Below are 17581 nucleotides of genomic sequence, written 5' to 3' on the forward strand. Positions count from 1 at the left end.
AGGCTCTGCTTAGCGCCATTTCAGGTGCACGGGTCCCAAGCATACCGCGCGCCTTGGTTACGCCGACAATTCTTTGCGAACCGCGGCGGCCGAATTGCCTACCTTGTCCTCTGCAGCTCGTCTCTGGAGACACCAAGCGCCTTGGTCCAATACTTGACCTAGAGGTCTTCGTGCATGTTGATCTTGCTACGGTCGCGCTGGTCCCGCTTGGTGAGATTGTCGCTCATCTTCCTCCTCCATCGCCTGGACAAGCCGCTCATCGTCAAGAACGGTCAGCAGGTCAATGATCGTCTTCTCCAGTCCCTCGGGCCAGGCTCGACATAGCGAGCCAGGATGGCTTGGGCTTCTTTTACCGCCTGGGTTACGCGATCCGGCATACCGGTACTCCACTCACACGTGGAGAAAACGCCGTCAGGAACGCTGCGTTCCCTTTCTGAGCCCCTTGAAGGAGCTTGCTCGAAGCAGGCCTTCAGAGGTGATGTCCCGGTATTCGATCTCGGCGTAAAACTTCGGCTCGACCCAGGTCGCCTTCGGCTTCTTGATGCGCTTCGTGAGCTTTTGCTTCGGGCTGACGACGGTATCGAGAGCCTTGCGGATCTCTGCCGATTTCGTCCGGCTCCAGCCCGTCCCGACCTTCCCCATGTACCGCAGCTCTTTCCCTTCCTGCTTGCCGAGGTAGAGCGCGGCGACGCCGGACGGGTCCTTGACGAAACCAACGACGGGGAATTTCTCGCGCTGGATGGTCTTGATCTTCTGCCAGGCTTCAACCCGCTCCGACCGGTACGGCGCATCAACCCGCTTGGAGACGATGCCCTCGTAGTTCAGCTTGCTGGCCGCCTCGAACAGCGCCTGCCCGTCACCTTCATGGTGCTCACTGTAGAAAACGGGGGCTTCAAGCCCGTTCTCGTCTATCAGCTGCTTCAGCAGCTCCTTGCGGGCAAGCTGAGCCATTCTGCGAAGGTCCTTGCCGTCCAACCATAGAAGATCGAAGGCGAAGTAAACCAGCCGGTCCTGGTCGCCTCTGCCGAGGTCCGCCTGGAGTTCGGAGAAGTTGGTTCGCCCCTCATGGATGACGACCACCTCCCCGTCGACGATCGCCTGCCCCGGAATGTCGAAGGCACCAGCAATGACCGAGAACCTGTTGACCCAGTTGTGCCCGTTACGAGTGAAGGCTTTCCGGTCGTCGCCGTCGATGTGAAGCTGGACGCGGTAGCCGTCGTATTTGACCTCGTGAATCCACTGAGCCCCCGAAGGAGCTTTCATCTTCAAGGTCGCAAGCTGAGGGCTGATGAAGCCCGACATGGCAGCCTGCGGCTTCTTGGCCGGTGCCCGGGTACGCTTTGCCACTAACGCAACTCACAAAAAGTCCGCCGCCGGTGTTGGGGAGCCGACGACGGGGCATACCTTATTCGTGACTCTCCAACCGCGCAGCCGAAGCGGCGTTCCCGGGCGTTCTCTCATACAACCGCAATCGCGATTCCAGGTTGTATTTTCAACGTCAACGAGAACGGCAGCCGAACAGGAAGCGAACGCGGTGGTGAATCCTTCTCGGTACCAACGCCGCTGCGGCGCGCCCGCCGGCAGGAGATCAGTACCGACAACGCAGGTCGGCTTGGCGGGAGTTTGCTTGCACCAATGATTGGCTGCGGAGATGATGCGGAATGTCAAAAGTCATGGAGTTGATTGTCGCAGGTCATGTGAGGGGCAAGGATCGACGCGCTCTCGCAGAATTGCTCGCGCATCGGCGCAAGATGCTGGGCGAGCTGCAGGCCGTCTCGGGTATCGATCCCGCGAACGCCATTCAAGCCGTTCAGGACGAACTTGCTATCATCGAAGCGGGCTTGGAGGAGCTTAAGCCGTCGCCTGGCTCGTTGCGGAGAACGAGGGAGCTAGGCAGCCGGTTTCGAACACGATCGCGGTAGTGCAACCATGACGAATTCGCCCACTCTGCCAAGCGGCTCAGTTCGGCTTGTATTCACAGGTTACCAAACACAAGAAACCAAGCAGCAAGAAAAAAGCCCGACCGCAATGCGGCCGGGCCAGTTGACTGGAACGGAAGAGCTGAACGATTTAGTACCGTCCGATAGAGGGGCCGCCGAACTTGTAGTTCACGCGAACCGTGACGAGATCGACGTCCTGACGAATGCGATCCGCACCGAATGCTAGGCCCGCGGGACCCGTGAATGCGAGGGTACGATCCTGCATAAACAGATGGTCGTATTCGACACCAGCCGACCAGCCGGGGGCAAAGCCGTATTCCAGGCCCACCCCGACGGTACCGCCCCAACGGGTGTCATCGCCGGTGGTAGCAAGCACAGCGCCAGTCGCAGTCGAATAGATCCGGTTGCGATTATCGGTCACGGCCGCACCGCCCTTGACGTAGAACAGGACATTGTTGGTGGCCCACCCGAGCTGACCCGTGAACAGACCAAAGGCATTGATTCGTGAATCGTTGCGGAAGCCCGGTCCGAACAGGGTGCTCAGGTTGCTGCCTCGCAAGTCGGCCCAGTCGCCCTGCGCTTCGAGGCCGAACACCCAGGTCCCAGTCTGCCAGCGATAACCGACCTGACCACCCGCAACTCCGCCAGTCGCATCGTGCGAGCCTTCGGGGCCCACCAGGAAGGGCGCAACCGAATCCCAGCTGTTGCGGCTTGAGCCCCAACCGCCGTTGGCGCCGATGTAGAAGCCGCTCCAGTCATAAATAGCGGCGACCATCGGAGGCGCCTTGGTGTAGGGACGCGCTGCCAGGTCCGCCGCGCTGGCGGGAGCCGATAGGCCGAGGGCCAGTGCCCCGGCCGCCGCAGTGACTAGAAGTTTTCTCATAGAGTTCTCCCCAAGGAAAAATTGAAAGGACGACGCATGCCCCCACCTGCCGCCAAAACCTTAGCCTCTCCGTCTGTCTTTGCTGTAGCGAGCCTGCAACACCCGGTGAGAGATCGACCGAATACCTGATGCAGGGTAGGTACTTAGGTTCCACGAAGGAAACCTTTGATGGCTTCCCTTCCGCGGCGAATCTTGGATCAGGAAATTCGACCAGCAGAACGGGATCGAACCTGAAGCTCGTGCGAGGTCCCGTCGGGACCGAGGTGTTGCTTCACCCAGGAAGGCCCAGTCCGGCGGCCGGACCAACTGAGCTCATGGGTACCTTCGTTTGGCGCAGGACGCGCAACGGCCAACGCGTTGAGCACTAGGCAGCTCGCCGCTTTTTGCGAGGCGCCGCGGCCTTGGTCTTCAACTTGCCAGTCCCGGCATTGGACACACGAGCGACGCCTCCGAGTGCGGCTGCAAGAACCTCGCGCTGAGCGTCTAGCCAATGCATCTCGGCTTTACCCTGCTCGCAGCCGTTCTCCACCCAAAGCTGGTAGGCGCGCTCGCGAATGTTTTGTTCCAGATCAGACATGGTGCTCCTCCGATTTCGGAGCGGCATCCTGCCGCCAGACGGTTAACAAGATTTCAAGCCGACGTATGGAACTCGCGATACTCGCTATCCCAGATAGGATACGTCCTTCGCCCTCGACGCTAGTTCGCCTTCAACCTTATCGATCTCGGCCTGATTGCGTTCGATGAACGCTGCGAGCTCATCGCGAGACATCTCGGAAAGCGCCTTTTGTTGCGACGACGAGTCCTTGCGAGTGGGCGCAATATGCCCTGCCCGGTCAAGGACCTTGATTGAAAGGTCCGCCCGCACACGAGCACTAACACTGGCATCCTGCAGCAGTGACTTCGCCACCCTATAAGCCAGTGGTGCGCCAACCACAGCAAGGTCGAGCTGGATCGATTCCGAAATCGCCGCCGCGACTGCTGGCAGGCGCATCGTCTTGTAAACGGACTTCGGATGATAGCCGGCGAGCTCTGCGGCCTCCTCGGGTCGCTTACCTTCGTTCACGATAAGGCGCACCAAAGTGCGTTGCTGTTCGCTGAGGTCGTAAGCTGCGATCGACGGCATGTAAGCTCCTTAGTTCTCGCGCGACGCGTTCGCTGCTGCGATGAGGCGGCGCAAGTCAATATTGTACTGCGCCACGTTCGGGTTCTTTACTGGTCGCTCCAGGAGGTACGAGGCTACGTTCGGATCGAACCACGCCAAGTGCACGATTTCATCCGCATTCTGCTTGCTAGACGGGAGCATCTCGAGCAGCAGTTTGAATCGCTTTATCAAGCCGCCGCCGGCGAGATCACCTTTGAAGTGGCGTACCGCCAGCTGCGCCCATCCGGGGATGTTGAGCTTCTCGGCAGTATCCGACCCAGCGGTCGCCCTCTTCTCCGCCTCCTTGAAGTACGACAGGATCTTGTGCGCCTGCCGGAGATTGTTCATCTCTTCTGGCGAGAACGTCTTTGCGAGCAGCGCTTCATTATCTTTGAACTCTCGCGCCAACCTGGCAAATTGAACTTCGAGCGTCTCGCCCACCTGCCGAGTGCCCTGGACTTTGTCGGCGAGGACCTCGGATACAGCAGCCTTCCAACCGCGCACCGCTTGGGGATCGTTCTTGATTAGCGCGTTGATCTCGTCAAGCTTGGCGCCGGCGTCGTATTTGCCGCCGAGGAGCTTCTGCGCGACGTCGCGAGGATCCTCGCGAAACAAGGTACCGACAGCGGAGCGATCAATTTCAGCTTCTGTCACGTCGCGGGCCGCGCGAGCAGCATCAAGATCCGATCGCGCCTGCGCGGACATCTGTTCCCCACGACGTGCGGCGGCGGCGATCTCGTCGAACTCGCCCCGTACCGCCGGAAATTGCGCCAACAAGTCTGCATTGTTTCGCCCCCAAGCGTTCGCGCGGATCGAGTTGACCGTGCCGTCATTGTTGAGGGCCGATTTGGCGAAGTCCGCGCGAAGATAATCGCGAAGCGCCGCGTATCCGGCCGGAGCCGCCGGTGACCCATCGAGCGTGCGGGTCAGGCTGGCTGCTTTCTCCGGCGCCGCCAAAAACCGATCTGCCGTAGCGCTCGGAGGCGTTGAGCCCCTGTTGAGCTCGCCGTCAGCGTTCTGGCCGCCCCGGTCGAGTTCGCGGGTGAATCGGGCTGTTTCGTCATTGCGCTCGGGTCGGAAGCGGTCTGCAAACTGACGATAGTTTGCATTTGCTTCCGAATAGCCGGGCGCTTCTTCGATCGTGCGGTTGACGGAGCGCCGCAGTGCTTGCAGGTTGTCGGCCAAATCGAAATTGCCAGATGACTGCGCGCGCTCGATGGCGGGAGCGATGAACTTGCGAAGATCGGCCAGATCGCCGCCGGGCGCGGTGCCGGGTCCTCCGACGTTGACCATCTGCCCGCTTTCCGGCGGATGCTCAATTATCTGTGGACGAAGGGCATTCAGCCGCCGCATGAAGTCCTCTGGCAGCACGCCTGGGGCCAGCCCGCTCGCCTGACGGCGGACGCGATCGATGGCGCCGAATATCTCGTCTGCGGGGAGTTCCTCGTGGCGCCCGGCCGCCGTATCAAACAGCCGGTTCTTCTCGGCTCGAGCCGGGATGTAGGTACGATCGACGAGGGCCTCATCTAAGCGCCGCGAGGCGTTTGCTTTGACTTCGCTGTTTGCCAGCGCACTGAGCGGTTCTCCTTGGTCTGCCCGGATTTGATCAACAGCTCGCGTCGCATCTTCCCGTTGGAGGATGTCGTTCTCCGCGGCGCTAATGCGCTCGTCCCGCGCTGCGGCGGCGCGGCGCATCACGGCCCCGAGGTCAGCCTCCGGATCTCGCGTGGATTCAACACGCTCGGCAGCGGCGGCCTTTACGTTCTGGTCTCGCTTGACGAAGTCAGGTGAAGTCTTGAGGCGCGCGCCCTGCTCCGCGGCGATAAGACCGGGATCAAGTGAAAGGAGGCCGGAAGTCGGCATGGCCGAGGCTTGCAACGGCTCGACTCCTGCCTCAGTCGGCTTCGACAAGGCTGCCGCGTTCTCGCGGATGTCCTGCGCCAGCGCACGGGGCGGGCCAGACGCGGTGCCTTGGATTTTGGCGGCTGCCCGGTCGACGTCAGCGCTGCTGTAAGGCGCCCTGGTGTTCGGATTGAGCGGGATCGGCGCAGAAGCAGAGCCAAAGGACTTCGTCGCGATGTTTCGGATCAGGCTCGCAAGTCCCTCCGCAGTGCCTTGGAGGCTGTTCGCGCCGACGGCTCCAACGACGGGCGCAAGCGCGTTAGCAATCGCCTTTGGCCATGTGTCCCCGACGACAGCGTGCTCGGGGACGTAGTTATCTGCGGCGTTCACCGCGACGCCGGAGCCCATGCCGCCGATTGTATCCCCAACCAGTGTCCGCGTCGGCGCGTCCGTGTACGGCCTGGCCATGTGATCGAGCACACGCCCGACGGGCGTCTCCGACCGCGTTGTCGCAGCGGCGACGCTCGGCGCTCGAGCCGCCAGCATGGCGCCGGTGCCGACGGCTTGAGTGCCGAAACGGCTGACGTCGTAAGCGAGCTTCTCGCTCGACGACATCGTGGCGGGATCAATGCCCGGGAGGACCGAGGTGGCCTTCTCAACCAGCTTTGACGCCGGGATCGCGGGCGGAATGTTCGTGCCCGCAAGCTTGTTGATGCCGCCGGTGATGAGGTTTTGCGCGCCGGCCGCCAGATCGAAGGGGCCGGTGACGATGTCGGTGATCCCCTTGCCGACGCCCTGGGCGCCAACCGTGAAGTCGCGCACGGCGCCGCCGACGCTGCTCGGAAGGAGCGACGCGGGGCGGTCGATCGGCTTGGGCTGTTGCGGCACGTCCGCAGGCGCCACGTAGATGCGGCCGCTCGGCGTCGTCACCGGAACGGCCGTCTGCGGCGCCGCGGGCGCTTGGTCCAACGTAAAGCCGGGCGGCAGCGCGGGCACCGCCGCTTGAGGTGGCGCCGCGGGCTGGGGCGGCCCGTCGAGCTGAAAGCCCGGAGGAAGCGGCGGAATGAGGTCGTCAAATGAGATCTTGGGAGAGACGTTCTGCGCTTGAGGCTGAACCGGCGGGATCGAGCTTAGTGCACGTTGGATGTCCGCCGGCGTGAAGTCATCTGGAAACTCGTGACGCTGACCTTCGAAGTCGATGATCTGCGGCATCGTCAATGCGCCTTGATGATCATGTTACAGACCAACGTAGGCTGAACGTTCTTATGCGCTTGCCCGCCGGCGTTAGTTGTCGAGCCTGAAACGCTAAGAGAGCCGGAAGTGGAACCTGCGACTCCGATGGTTTGCTGATGGCCGAAGTTACCGCCACCGCCGATACCGCCGCCGCCGCTGTCACCAACGACGGCGCTGGCGCTGCCCGAAACTGCCAGGGAACCGCTAGTCGTTCCGCTAATATTTAGTGGAGCCATCTGGGCTGCGCTCAGCGTGACGCTTTCTGCTCCTCCGGCGGCGCCCAGAACCGCGGACGAGCCCAAATAGCTTGACGTGAGCCTGTTCGCGCCGCCGTCGGCGCCGGCCATGACGCGCCCGCGCCCGTCCGGCTTCTTGGGGTTGCCGGAGCCGTCCTGGCCATGTGGGAAGCCGGCGTCGATCAGAGATTGCCGGAGTGTCGGGAAAGCGGTGCTCGTCAGCAACACTCCACCGTCAGCCCAATCCCAACCAGAGGGCAGCGTCGGCAACGACCATGGCAACGGACCGAGGCCGGCAGGGATGATGTGATCCGCGTCAGCGCCAAGCTTGGAGAAGCTGACGGCTGCGTCGGCCAGTTTCTGCGTAATTACGCTGCCGTCGGCCAGCTTGTTCGTGGCCACCGAGCCCGTTGCGAGCTTCGCATTCGCCACAACGCCGTCAGCCAGCTTATCGCCCGCAACCGCACCTGCGGCCAGCTTCACTGACGTAATGGACCCGTCCGGAATGGCAGCGGCCGCGGTGAAGTCGGCGATCTCATCCCACTTCTCGGGTTCTAACGACGCTCCAGACGTGTGGGTGGTGTTCGCGATGTAAAAGATGGAGTTTCGAAAGACGGTGCTGATGTTCGCGTCGTAGCTAACGCCGCTCGCCCACTGCGCCGGGGCCCTGAAACCCAACGACACGCTGCTGTCGAACTGCGCTTTGCCGACGCTTCCCCGTTTCAAAGCACCATCGTCGTCCTGGATCTTGGCCAGGTTCTGTTGGGTGTCGTCCATCGCCAGTTTTACGGCGTTGAACTCTGCATCCAGGTCGGTCCCGGATTGCTGCTTAGATGGATTTTCAGCGCTGAACAGCGCAAAGGAATTCTGTCGGTTGTAGGGGGTTGAGGACATCTGCCGCCGGCGGGGTGAGAGGAAGAGCGCGGGATTGCGCGGTGGGTGCCGTCGGCGAAGCGGCGTAGACGTCCGTGGATGTAACTTTAGAGTACGAAAGTGAGCAGAAGGTTACGGCGCAGGATCGTCACTCAGAGACCCTCTGCGTTAAAAATCCAAATGGCCCGTTTGACGCACACCCGTCCGGCCAGATGACGCGCCCCACCCTGACAGGTGCGCCCGTGATGCGCTGCAACGAGACCCCGCGCTGCTGCAATTGCTTCTCGCGAATATCGCTATCCACTCGATGACGTCGGTATGCATTCACCTTTTGCCACACAGGAAAAGCGTGTTCAGGAACACGCCTCAAAAGATCGCATTGTCTTTCTGCTTAATAATTGTAGTGAGGCCGACCATGCATCTTCTTTGTAGAATAGTCGCAATTGCAACAGTACCGGCGTGGATATGGGCGCATGTAGACTCTGCTGCAGCACAAGACTTCAATGATAGATGGTCCATCATTCCAAAGGCGCACGCCGAGCCCGCTCCTGAGGCTCCGGAGCAGACCACTCAGAGCCCCCAGACACAACCTCCTATCGGGCACGAGCTGGCGCCCAGTTCGGGAGATCGTTCCGGTATTCAATCTTTCAACCGGGTGTTTTCCGGGAAGGCTTCCTTCTACTCGTATTCGAAACGGAAGACAGCGAGCGGCGCAACGTTCGATCGGAATTCGTTAACTGCAGCTCATCGCAATCTGCCGTTTGGCACGCATGTTCGCGTCACTAACCTGGAGAGCAGTAAATCGGTGGTCGTTCGTATCACCGATCGCGGACCATGGGTTCGCGGTCGCGTCATCGACCTTTCGCTTGGCGCCGCTCGCAGCTTAGGAATCACCGATCGTGGCGTCGCCCAAGTTCGGGCAGAGGTGCTTTAGCCAACGCCCTGCGGAGAACCGCAGCCGTCCACACCGGTCGACCAGCAGACCCGCTGGACCGCCTGGCCAGCGTGTCTTGCTGAGTGCAAGCCTCCGTGGACAAACATTTTCTTGCTGATAGGTCCCGGCTGGCAGTTCATCGAGGTCCTTGAAGGGACTTCTGACTGCCGATAACGTCCGATCGTATTTTTTCTGGGGGGATTTCAGTGCGCTTCATTCTTTTCCTGCCCTTTGCAGCCGCCGTTTCAGTGACACCCGCCTTTGCCGCTCCGCCAGCGAGCTGCGCCTCCAAGTTCATAGGCGAATGGCGGCATTCCGGGGGAAACAAGGGGACACTCACCGCTGACGGAAGAGCCATCTGTACTGAGCACGCGGCCTGTCAGGCAGAGGGTACTTGGACCTGCGCTGGCAATAACATGAGCTACAACACGAGCATGGGGTCGTGGGTCTACACTCTACAGCCTAATGGCTCCATCACGGCGAATGGGGGAATCGCGAGAGCCGTGCGCATTGGTAGAGCACCTGCCGCGCCAGCCAATCCGGCTCCGACTGCACCCAGTGTAGCCGCTGGCGTGAACGGCCAAAACGCAAAGTCGGCCAAACCGGCTAAAGATTGCAGCGGCGTAAGCGGCAAGATCGACGGCGTAGAGCTCAAACCTATGAAGTGCGACGAGCCTCTCCCAAAAAGCGCTGCTGTGGCTCACGGCCCCGGCACTCAGCCGGTCAAGCCTGGGCAAGTTGCATCGGGCACCGTGGCGGGATCGAAGCGCGCATTGGATGCGATCGCGGATATCTCCCCCGACTTCAAGAAAGCGCTCGAGAACGCATCAGTGAGTTTGGAGCATGCGAAGATAGACCCTTCACGGGTCAAACAGCCGGTAATTCAAACTCCTGAGAAGCGGCCATCCCGGATGGAAGCGAATTCGCCCGCAGAGACGCCTTCGTCTGCGGCAGCCGATGCCAAGCAAGAGCAGCCGCAAGAGATTACCGACCTCGACCCGGAAGACTACGCCAAGAAATGCAGAGATGAATCCTTCGAAAGTGGTCTTACCAGCCTCAAGCAGGATATTGCCGCGGCGACCAAAGGTGTGACGCTGGAACGCGATCCAAAAAACACGAAGACAGTTCGTGGACTCAAGTTCTACTTGGAAAAATACAAGCTGGTGAAGAAGGTTCTCAAGAGGTGCGCCGTAGAGGTCCTCAATAAGCAAGTGATCGATCCGTTAGAGCGCAGCGGCATTTTGGCTGACATCGCCGACGACCCTCAATGAATGAAGCCCTGAATTCTCCGGAATCTCAAAATTAGCGAGAGCGCCTTGCGGCCTTCGGACACCAAGCCGGTGACCTGCCCCTGAAGTTTCACCCAGTAGCGGTTAGAGTCTCGGCGGATGTTACGCCGTTTGGCGCGGTGTGAGCAACGTGCGATTGGCGGAGCTGGTCGGGGTTGCGGAGCCGATCGCACGTTGCGGTGAGGTAGGCGGCATAGGCCGCAGGGGTCAGATAGCCGAGCGAGGAATGCGGGCGTTGGCCGTTGTAGTCGCCGACCCAATCCGCAATCTTGGCGCGGGCGTGATCGAGGCCGAAGAACAAGGTTTCGTTGAGAAGCTCGTCCCGCATCCGGCCGTTGAAGCTTTCACAGAAACCGTTCTGCGTCGGCTTGCCCGGCGCAATGAAATGCCAGTCGATCTTGTTCTCCGCCGACCAGGCCAGCATGGCATTGCAGGTGAACTCGGTGCCGTTGTCGGAGACGATCATGCCCGGCTTGCCGCGCTGATTGATCAGCGCCGTCAGTTCGCGTGCCACCCGCCGCCCCGGGATCGAGGTGTCGGGGATGGCCGCCAGACATTCCCGGGTCACGTCATCGACGATATTCAGGACCCGGAAGCGACGGCCGCTGGCGAACTGGTCGTGGACAAAATCCAGCGACCACCGGGCGTTCGGCCGAGCCTCGACCAGTATCGGCGCTCGGGTGCCGACGGCGCGGCGGCGGGCCCGGCGCTTGCGCACGCTGAGGCCTTCCTCTCGATACAGACGGTAGATCCGGTTCCGCCCGGACGGCTCGCCCTGCTGGCGAAGCAGCACGAACAGCCGGCGGTAGCCGAACCGCCGACGGGCATTGGCAAGCTCGCGCAAGTGGCCGCGTAGTTCGGTGTCCGGCGGTCGGCACGATCGGTAGCGAACCATCTTGCGGTCAGCGCCGACGATGCTGCAGGCCCGCCGCTCCGACAGACCCATGGCGGCCTGCAGGTGCGCGACGGCTTCGCGCTTGGCGACGGGCCCTACCATTTTTTTGACAAAAGCTCGCGTAGCGCCGCAGCATCCAGCATCTGCTCGGCCAGCAGCTTCTTCAGCTTGGCGTTCTCGTCCTCGAGTTGCCGCAACCGCTTGGCCTCGGAGACGTCCATTCCGCCGAACTTCGCCTTCCAATTGTACAGCGTCGCTTCAGAGACGCCATGCTTCCGCGCCAAATCGGCAGTCTTCGCACCTGCCTCATGCTCAAGCAGCACGCCAATAATCTGCTCTTCCGTAAACTTGGCTCGCTTCATCTGTCCGTCCTTCAGAGGGCCGGACTCTAACTTCAACCGGAGGAAATCGGCAGGGGCAGGTCACCATCGCTTCACACAGGGCCGCGGATTTTGCACTCCTCCAACTGGCAGGGCATGAAGGTAAGTCGCTGACTCCAATCAATAGTTTCTGCGCGAAAACTGGTTCGAGACCGGGCGATTCTTGTCGATTGATGCGCGGTCGAAAAACCCGACAAAAGCGATCAAATCGATAGATGCGCAAATCCGAATAAGCTCTTAGCCGTCTGGTTTTACGTATTAGACTTTTCCAGACAAAATATTCGTTGTCGATTTTTCAGCTGAGCGCATCCTGATTGCGGGTCGAAAGCCCAACACACTAGCCGATAGCCAATCCGGTAAGCGGCAAATCACAATTCTTGTCCAGGGGCCGCGCGCGTATGTCCAAGGCGCACGCCCAAAGGTGCGCGGGGCCGCCTAGTGTCGGTCATTTCGCCCCTGGACTCGCATCTTGCTCGAAAGGCAAAACACTATGCGCAGCTCAATCGCCCTCCGCACCTCGACGAATTCGAATGACCTCGGCGCCATGCTCGCCCGCCGTGGGACCGACCTAATCCTGGCCATTGAGGGTGGGAACGCCCTGATCCGGTGCCACGTGAGCTCGGCGACCGCCGCGGCGATGCTGGCGCCTCTCAAGGGAAAGGCGGCCGGCCAATTCCGCCCGCTACCCGGCAACCTGGTCGAAATCGATGCCGCCGTGACTTTGGGTGCCGCGATGAAAATGTTGGAGGCAAAGGCCGCGGCGGAAAGCCAACAGCACTTGAACTGAAGAGCCGCCCCGGGGCGGTGTACAAGCCGCCCGAAAGGCTTAGAATCCGCGCTCGTGCTTCCCCGGTGCTTCCCCGGGGTAGCGCGGGCGCAATGACGTCGAACAGGGAGTCAAAATGTATAGGCAGTTTCAAAGGGTTGATTGGTCGGGGCAGCTGGATTCGAACCAACGACCTGCAGTACCCAAAACTTATCAGACTGTTTTCCGGTTGGTGCCCCTTGGTGGCTCTGGTTTCCGTTCACATTTTAATCGATTGATATCATTATATAAAAACGAGCACCCATTTCCTTTGCTTTCCCCTCGTTTCCGCTCAATACATGATACGGTGGCTACTCGGTGGCGACTCTGGGGGAAGCAATGCCAATCCTTAAGCTTGGACGACGTGCCGTTACCGGCCTGCCTTCCGTTACGAAAACAACGATTTTCTATGACTCCGACCTGACGGGGTTTGGCGTCAAAGCCACAGCCAATGGCGCCCTCTCTTGGATAGTCGAATATCGGCCAGGCGAAGGCGGTAGGCGCGTCAGCAAGCGGCGCATGGTGATTGGTACCCCTGCCACGCTGTCGCCTGAGAAGGCCCGGGAAGCCGCTGAAACGCTACTTGCCAAGGTGAAGCTGGGCGCCGACCCAGCCGCTGAGCGCGGCACCGCCAGGAAGGCCGAAACGGTTGATGAATTGCTCGACGCGTTCACCACGAAGCACCTTGAGCCGAAGCGGAAGGCTGGGACCATTCGGTTGAACGGTGGGTATATCAAAAACCACATTCGCCCTGCCCTCGGCAGGAAGAAAGCCACGGCTGTCACACACTCCGACGTTAGCCGCCTTCACAACAGGATAGGCGAGACGCACAAAGTCGCCGCGAACCGCGTTGTGGCATTAATCGGTACCATCTGGGCGTTCGGGCTGAGGGAGAAGATTTTACCGAAGGGCGCTGAGAATCCCGCCGTTGGCATTGAGCATTTTGACGAGAAGCAACGGCAGCGCTACCTGACCGGGGAAGAACTACAGCGCCTTGGTGACGCTCTCCGCGAGGCCGAAACGGTTGGCATTCCGTGGGAGCCGGACCCGACGAAGAAGACCAAGCACGCTCCCAAGCCTGAGAACCGCCTTACCAAGGTCGATCAGCATGCCGCCGCAGCGTTGCGGTTGCTGCTGTTCACCGGCGCGCGCCTGCGCGAAATTCTTGATCTGCGCTGGAAGGAATACGACGCAGGCCGCGGCCTCCTATTCCTGCCGGATTCCAAAACCGGCCAGAAGACGGTTGTCCTGTCCGCGCCCGCTATCGCGATTTTGGACGCCCTACCCCGGATCGGGGTCTATGTGATCGCAGGTGAGTCGGCCGGCACGAAAGACGAAACCCCACGCTTCGATTTAAACCGACCATGGCGTGCAGTCCGCAAGCGCGCTGGGATTGATGACGTCAGGATCCATGACCTACGCCATAGCTTCGCCAGCGTCGGAGCGGGCTCCGATCTTGGCCTTCCTATTATCGGGCGCCTGTTGGGGCATAGTCAGGCCAGCACCACGGCGCGCTACGCGCATATTGCGGTCGATCCTGCCAAGCGGGCTGCGGATCTGATTGCAGGCAAAATCGCCGCCGCGCTGAGCGGGAAATAGAACGCCTCAGTTCGCGACAACGAGCGCTCGCTAGAGGAACGAACGCGCAGACGGAAAATTGGAGGTTTTGCTAGCTCCTCTCCTGAGCTGGCGGAGCGGCCCCGGCCCACCTTCCAGCCCCCATGAAGCCGGGGCCGACTCTAAGCCGACCACTGAGGTCGGACTTACTTCTAGGTGTTCCGCTTATAAATACACGCTTTTGGAACAAACGAAGATTTATTAAAATCACAATCTGTTCTCGCCCGGAGAACTGCGGCTGCCTCTTTGCCGAATAGGCGAGTGTCCATCTGAAGCAGACCACCCATGCCTATTTCTAAGCAGGAAAAAGTGGCAATGGTCAGCACGTCTGCCTAGGCAAGGCCCCAGTCCTAGCCAGCCCCGGGCTGGGGCCGCTTCTCTGCCGCTCAGGATTCGACGTGGGCGCCAGCACAGACCACCGGTCGAGGAAGCCCGCTGTCATCAACCTGTGGCATAATCATTGCAGAGTTGAACAGGAGTGGGATTTCAGTGCCCAGTCTGAGACAAGAGCGCCGCCGGGGGGACTTGGCATTTCGAGCCCGGCAGCGCTCTCCCTTACTGTTCTGGCTCGCCTGCGGAAGGCCCGCCCCCGGCTTTGCGGCTGGGAAGCCGCTCCACTAGTTCTCCACATCCGCAATACCGCAGTCGGGCAAATCAGGCCAAGCATGGGCGACGGTCTAAGGCCGCCCATCGGGCGACCTTCCACGCTTAGCGGTAGTTATTAGGCATACACGACGCCGGCCGTCGGAGCTGGCAATTGCGTTGCTGCACAGTGAGGTCGAAAGCAACACTGTAATGGTCGGCGGTGTTACGGCGGCGAACCTGCCGCAGGATCTTAAAAATTCGCGTCGATCGTCTTCTTCTGGAGAGGACATCGCGCCACCTATGATTTTGGAAATAATCAAGTGTTAGTCGATGGGGGGGGTGAGCGGTTCGATCACGAAATCTAACCAAAAATCCGGTCTCAGTCGGCGGACTCTTACGCGCTGCTAGAACGAATGAAAGAAGACTCCTGCTCAGTCTGCCGCCTGATTTGGTATGCCAGTCGAGCGCGGCTGGCTGGAGCTGCATGAGAGCGGCACCTACGTGAGGCTGCTTACGCCCGGCCAGGATCTGCTGGCACTACGTTAGGAACCTAGCACCGTTGCCCCGGCTTGGAAGTCTTGCTGGCTCGCTCGACCGGAAGCCAGCGGAGCGACCCCGGCCCATCCTTCCAGCCCCCATGAGCCGGGGCCGCCTCTAAGCCGCTACCGGGACACCGCTGCGACAAGGCGAGGACAGCAGCCATGCTTCTTTGCACTTACAGCATAAGTGATCTGACCGAGTTCGAATCCGATCTCGCCCCAATCATCTTGGATCGGGATGAGGCGCAAGAGTTTGCGTCCGTGCTAGCGCAAGAGATCCTCGCGGAAATGCCCGAGCTAATTTGTAAGGGGATGTGCATCGTCGTTTACGACGAGGATGGCAATGCCATTGCGCATGCTCCGCTGGGCGCATGGCAATAGCGAGTTCGATTAACGGCGCGAACCGGCGATCGATCACCCTTCGGCGAGATGCGCGAGATGGGCTTACGCGGCGTGCTGGTCTATTGCCACTGCGGCCATCACGTTGCTCTGAAGGCCGACCGATGGCCTGACAGTATGAGGCTATCGGACCTTGAGCCGCGCTTCGTCTGCCAGGGCTGCGGTAGTCGCGGCGCTGATGTCCGGCCTGACTTTGCCCCTCCCAAGATGGGCACCAACGCATTTAGGCCCGCCAGCGTGAACCGGCCGTCTGATGCGAGCGGGCCACACGCACAGCAACCAATAGCTCGCGTCGCTGCGCTGAGCTTCAGGAACGTATCGCGTCGATAGCGTGGGCAATCAGGATTGCAACGCTGAGCGCGATTACGATTACTAGCAGCCAAGTGATCACGTTCGTCTCCAGCTATGGAGTGAACGCGCTCAACCGCGCACAGTCAAAAACAACCCGCCAAAAAGCTTAATTCGGCGCTGCGCTGAGGATTCATGGCAACCCTTGCGTCCGCAGTCGGCCCTATCGGCGGAAGGCCAGCACGAGAAGGACACCAACAACGCACGCCGCGAGTAACAGTAGCAAAGTACCCACGGCCCCCCCGAATCATTAGGATTTGCATGGAAACTTACATCATGCGGGAGCGAGCCCAACGATGTTCGCCCGGATCGGGTCATGCGGGCACTGAACCGCCACTACGTCCCAGCGTTAAACCCCCGGGGCAAGGAGCCGCATTGGGGGCGGCGCAAGCTGAAGAGGGATCAATGAAAGGGCCGTCCACCGACGCCGCTTGGCGCGAGAACATGCAGAACGCATGGGCGGCCCTGCGGATGGTCCGCGAGGCCGTCGAGACGCTCGGGCCGCCCGGCATCCTGATCTCAGAGGAGGAGGTTCTTGCTCAGTCCGGCCCCGAGCCGATCCATGAGGCGACTGCAATCGTTGATGCGCTGACAACGTTGTTCGGGAGGCAGGATGGGTGAGCCCTGCCCCAACTGCGCAGGAACTTTTTGGGTCTGTGAGAACCACACTGACAGACCATGGGAAGGCCCACACGCCTGCGGCTGTGGCGGCGCTGGAGAGCCCTGTCCCATCTGCAATGCGGCCACGGCCGACGAATTGCCGGTGCTGCCAAAAGGGTTCGAAACGTATTCCTCCGGGGTGGGCCGCCTTGTTGAGTTGCAGGTATCCGACGAGGATCTAGCTTTAAGGCTAGCCTTAAGGTCGGTAGATGCGGGTAGAGGTCCTGGGCGGGGTTGAGCGTCGTCGTCGCTGGTCTCGCGACGATAAGATGCGGATCATCGAAGAGACGCTGGCGCCCGGCGCGGTTGTGACGGAGATCGCGCGGCGGCACGGCATTTCGACGAGTTTGGTGTTCACGTGGCGGCGGCGGGCGCGCCTGGCGAGTGTCGTTTCGGCGGGACCGAAGCTTGTCCCTGTTCAGCTCACCCCGGGTGCGACCGAAAGCGTTCCATCGATTGAAGCCCCAGCGGTGATTTCGCCCCGGAGGCGCCGGGGCCTGATCGAGATCGAACTCGGTGGCGGCAAGCGTGTCAGCGTTGACGAGAACGTCGATGCTGACGCGTTGGGGCGGGTCCTTGATGTTCTGAGCCGGCGATGATCCCGATACCGGGTGGCGTCAGAGTCTGGATCGCAACCGGCCACACCGACATGCGTCGCGGCATGCAGGGTCTGGCTTTGCAGGTTCAGGAGAGCCTGAAGCGGGATCCCCACGCCGGAGATCTCTATATCTTCCGAGGCCGGCGTGGCGATTTGGCAAAGATCCTCTGGCATGACGGGATCGGGCTGTCGCTCTATGCGAAACGCTTGGATCGCGGAAAGTTCATCTGGCCTTCGGCGTCAGGTGACGCGGTGTCGATCTCGGCGGCGCAGATGGCGTACATGCTCGAAGGGATCGATTGGCGCAATCCACAACTGACGTGGCGGCCGACAAGGGCGGGATGAGCGAAGAAAAATGTGGAAACCCGCGTATTTTGGGGTGCC

15 protein-coding genes, 1 tRNA gene and 1 pseudogene are annotated in these 17581 nt (G+C 60.8%); 8 read left to right on the top strand and 9 right to left on the bottom strand.

Going from position 1 to position 17581, the window contains the following annotated elements:
• Positions 1–411: 411 nt before the first annotated feature.
• The 6 genes from ligD to RX329_RS23715 form a co-directional block, all read right to left on the bottom strand.
• Positions 412–1302: a non-homologous end-joining DNA ligase gene (gene ligD, locus RX329_RS23690; RefSeq protein ID WP_317244365.1), complete on the bottom strand. Its 891-nt coding sequence runs from the start codon at positions 1300–1302 to the stop codon at positions 412–414.
• 768 nt (positions 1303–2070) lie between these two features.
• Positions 2071–2823 carry an outer membrane protein gene (locus RX329_RS23695; protein WP_204511217.1) on the bottom strand — a complete coding sequence of 251 codons (753 nt, stop codon included), beginning with the start codon at positions 2821–2823 and terminating at the stop codon, positions 2071–2073.
• A 364-nt stretch (positions 2824–3187) separates the two neighbouring features.
• Positions 3188–3400, bottom strand: a complete 213-nt coding sequence (locus tag RX329_RS23700) for a DUF2934 domain-containing protein (protein ID WP_317244367.1) — start codon at positions 3398–3400, stop codon at positions 3188–3190.
• An 84-nt stretch (positions 3401–3484) separates the two neighbouring features.
• Positions 3485–3946 carry a hypothetical protein gene (locus RX329_RS23705; protein WP_317244368.1) on the bottom strand — a complete coding sequence of 154 codons (462 nt, stop codon included), beginning with the start codon at positions 3944–3946 and terminating at the stop codon, positions 3485–3487.
• A 9-nt stretch (positions 3947–3955) separates the two neighbouring features.
• On the bottom strand, positions 3956–7018 hold the full coding sequence (locus RX329_RS23710) for a hypothetical protein (protein ID WP_317244369.1): 3063 nt from the start codon (positions 7016–7018) through the stop codon (positions 3956–3958).
• A 2-nt stretch (positions 7019–7020) separates the two neighbouring features.
• Complete coding sequence (locus tag RX329_RS23715; RefSeq protein ID WP_317244370.1) at positions 7021–8169, bottom strand: hypothetical protein; 1149 nt, start codon at positions 8167–8169, stop codon at positions 7021–7023.
• A gap of 394 nt (positions 8170–8563) precedes the next feature.
• Between RX329_RS23715 and RX329_RS23720 the strand changes: the two genes are divergently transcribed.
• A complete protein-coding gene (locus RX329_RS23720) occupies positions 8564–9082 on the top strand; it encodes a septal ring lytic transglycosylase RlpA family protein (protein WP_317244371.1) in 519 nt (172 codons plus the stop codon).
• 416 nt (positions 9083–9498) lie between these two features.
• A complete protein-coding gene (locus tag RX329_RS23725) occupies positions 9499–10353 on the top strand; it encodes a hypothetical protein (RefSeq protein WP_317244372.1) in 855 nt (284 codons plus the stop codon).
• 88 nt (positions 10354–10441) lie between these two features.
• Here RX329_RS23725 and RX329_RS23730 read toward each other — a convergent pair whose 3' ends face one another.
• Entirely contained in the window at positions 10442–11509 is a 1068-nt protein-coding gene (locus tag RX329_RS23730) for an IS3 family transposase (RefSeq protein ID WP_317244276.1), read from the bottom strand.
• Positions 11476–11628, bottom strand: a pseudogene (locus tag RX329_RS23735) (transposase); the annotation flags it as partial. The pseudogene RX329_RS23735 and the gene RX329_RS23730, both read right to left, overlap by 34 nt.
• Before the next feature lie 508 nt (positions 11629–12136).
• On the opposite strand from RX329_RS23735, the gene RX329_RS23740 reads away from it, so the two are divergent.
• Positions 12137–12433 (top strand): hypothetical protein, encoded by a 297-nt coding sequence (locus tag RX329_RS23740; protein ID WP_317244373.1) that lies wholly within the window; start codon positions 12137–12139, stop codon positions 12431–12433.
• 146 nt (positions 12434–12579) lie between these two features.
• Here the strand turns inward: RX329_RS23740 and RX329_RS23745 are convergent.
• Positions 12580–12651, bottom strand: a tRNA-OTHER gene (locus RX329_RS23745).
• Between the two features lie 139 nt (positions 12652–12790).
• Here RX329_RS23745 and RX329_RS23750 point away from each other — a divergent pair.
• From RX329_RS23750 to tnpB, 5 genes are all read left to right on the top strand, one after another.
• Positions 12791–14050: a tyrosine-type recombinase/integrase gene (locus RX329_RS23750; protein WP_317244374.1), complete on the top strand. Its 1260-nt coding sequence runs from the start codon at positions 12791–12793 to the stop codon at positions 14048–14050.
• A gap of 1304 nt (positions 14051–15354) precedes the next feature.
• On the top strand, positions 15355–15573 hold the full coding sequence (locus RX329_RS23755; protein WP_085384609.1) for a DUF6894 family protein: 219 nt from the start codon (positions 15355–15357) through the stop codon (positions 15571–15573).
• 771 nt (positions 15574–16344) lie between these two features.
• Entirely contained in the window at positions 16345–16560 is a 216-nt protein-coding gene (locus RX329_RS23760; RefSeq protein WP_317244375.1) for a hypothetical protein, read from the top strand.
• A gap of 248 nt (positions 16561–16808) precedes the next feature.
• Positions 16809–17198, top strand: a complete 390-nt coding sequence (tnpA, locus tag RX329_RS23765) for an IS66-like element accessory protein TnpA (protein WP_007591026.1) — start codon at positions 16809–16811, stop codon at positions 17196–17198.
• Positions 17195–17542 (top strand): IS66 family insertion sequence element accessory protein TnpB, encoded by a 348-nt coding sequence (gene tnpB / locus RX329_RS23770; RefSeq protein WP_007591027.1) that lies wholly within the window; start codon positions 17195–17197, stop codon positions 17540–17542. The genes tnpA and tnpB overlap by 4 nt, the downstream gene beginning before the upstream one ends.
• Positions 17543–17581: the final 39 nt, after the last annotated feature.

The sequence above is a fragment of the Bradyrhizobium sp. BWC-3-1 genome, assembly GCF_032917965.1.
Classification (GTDB): domain Bacteria; phylum Pseudomonadota; class Alphaproteobacteria; order Rhizobiales; family Xanthobacteraceae; genus Bradyrhizobium; species Bradyrhizobium canariense_D.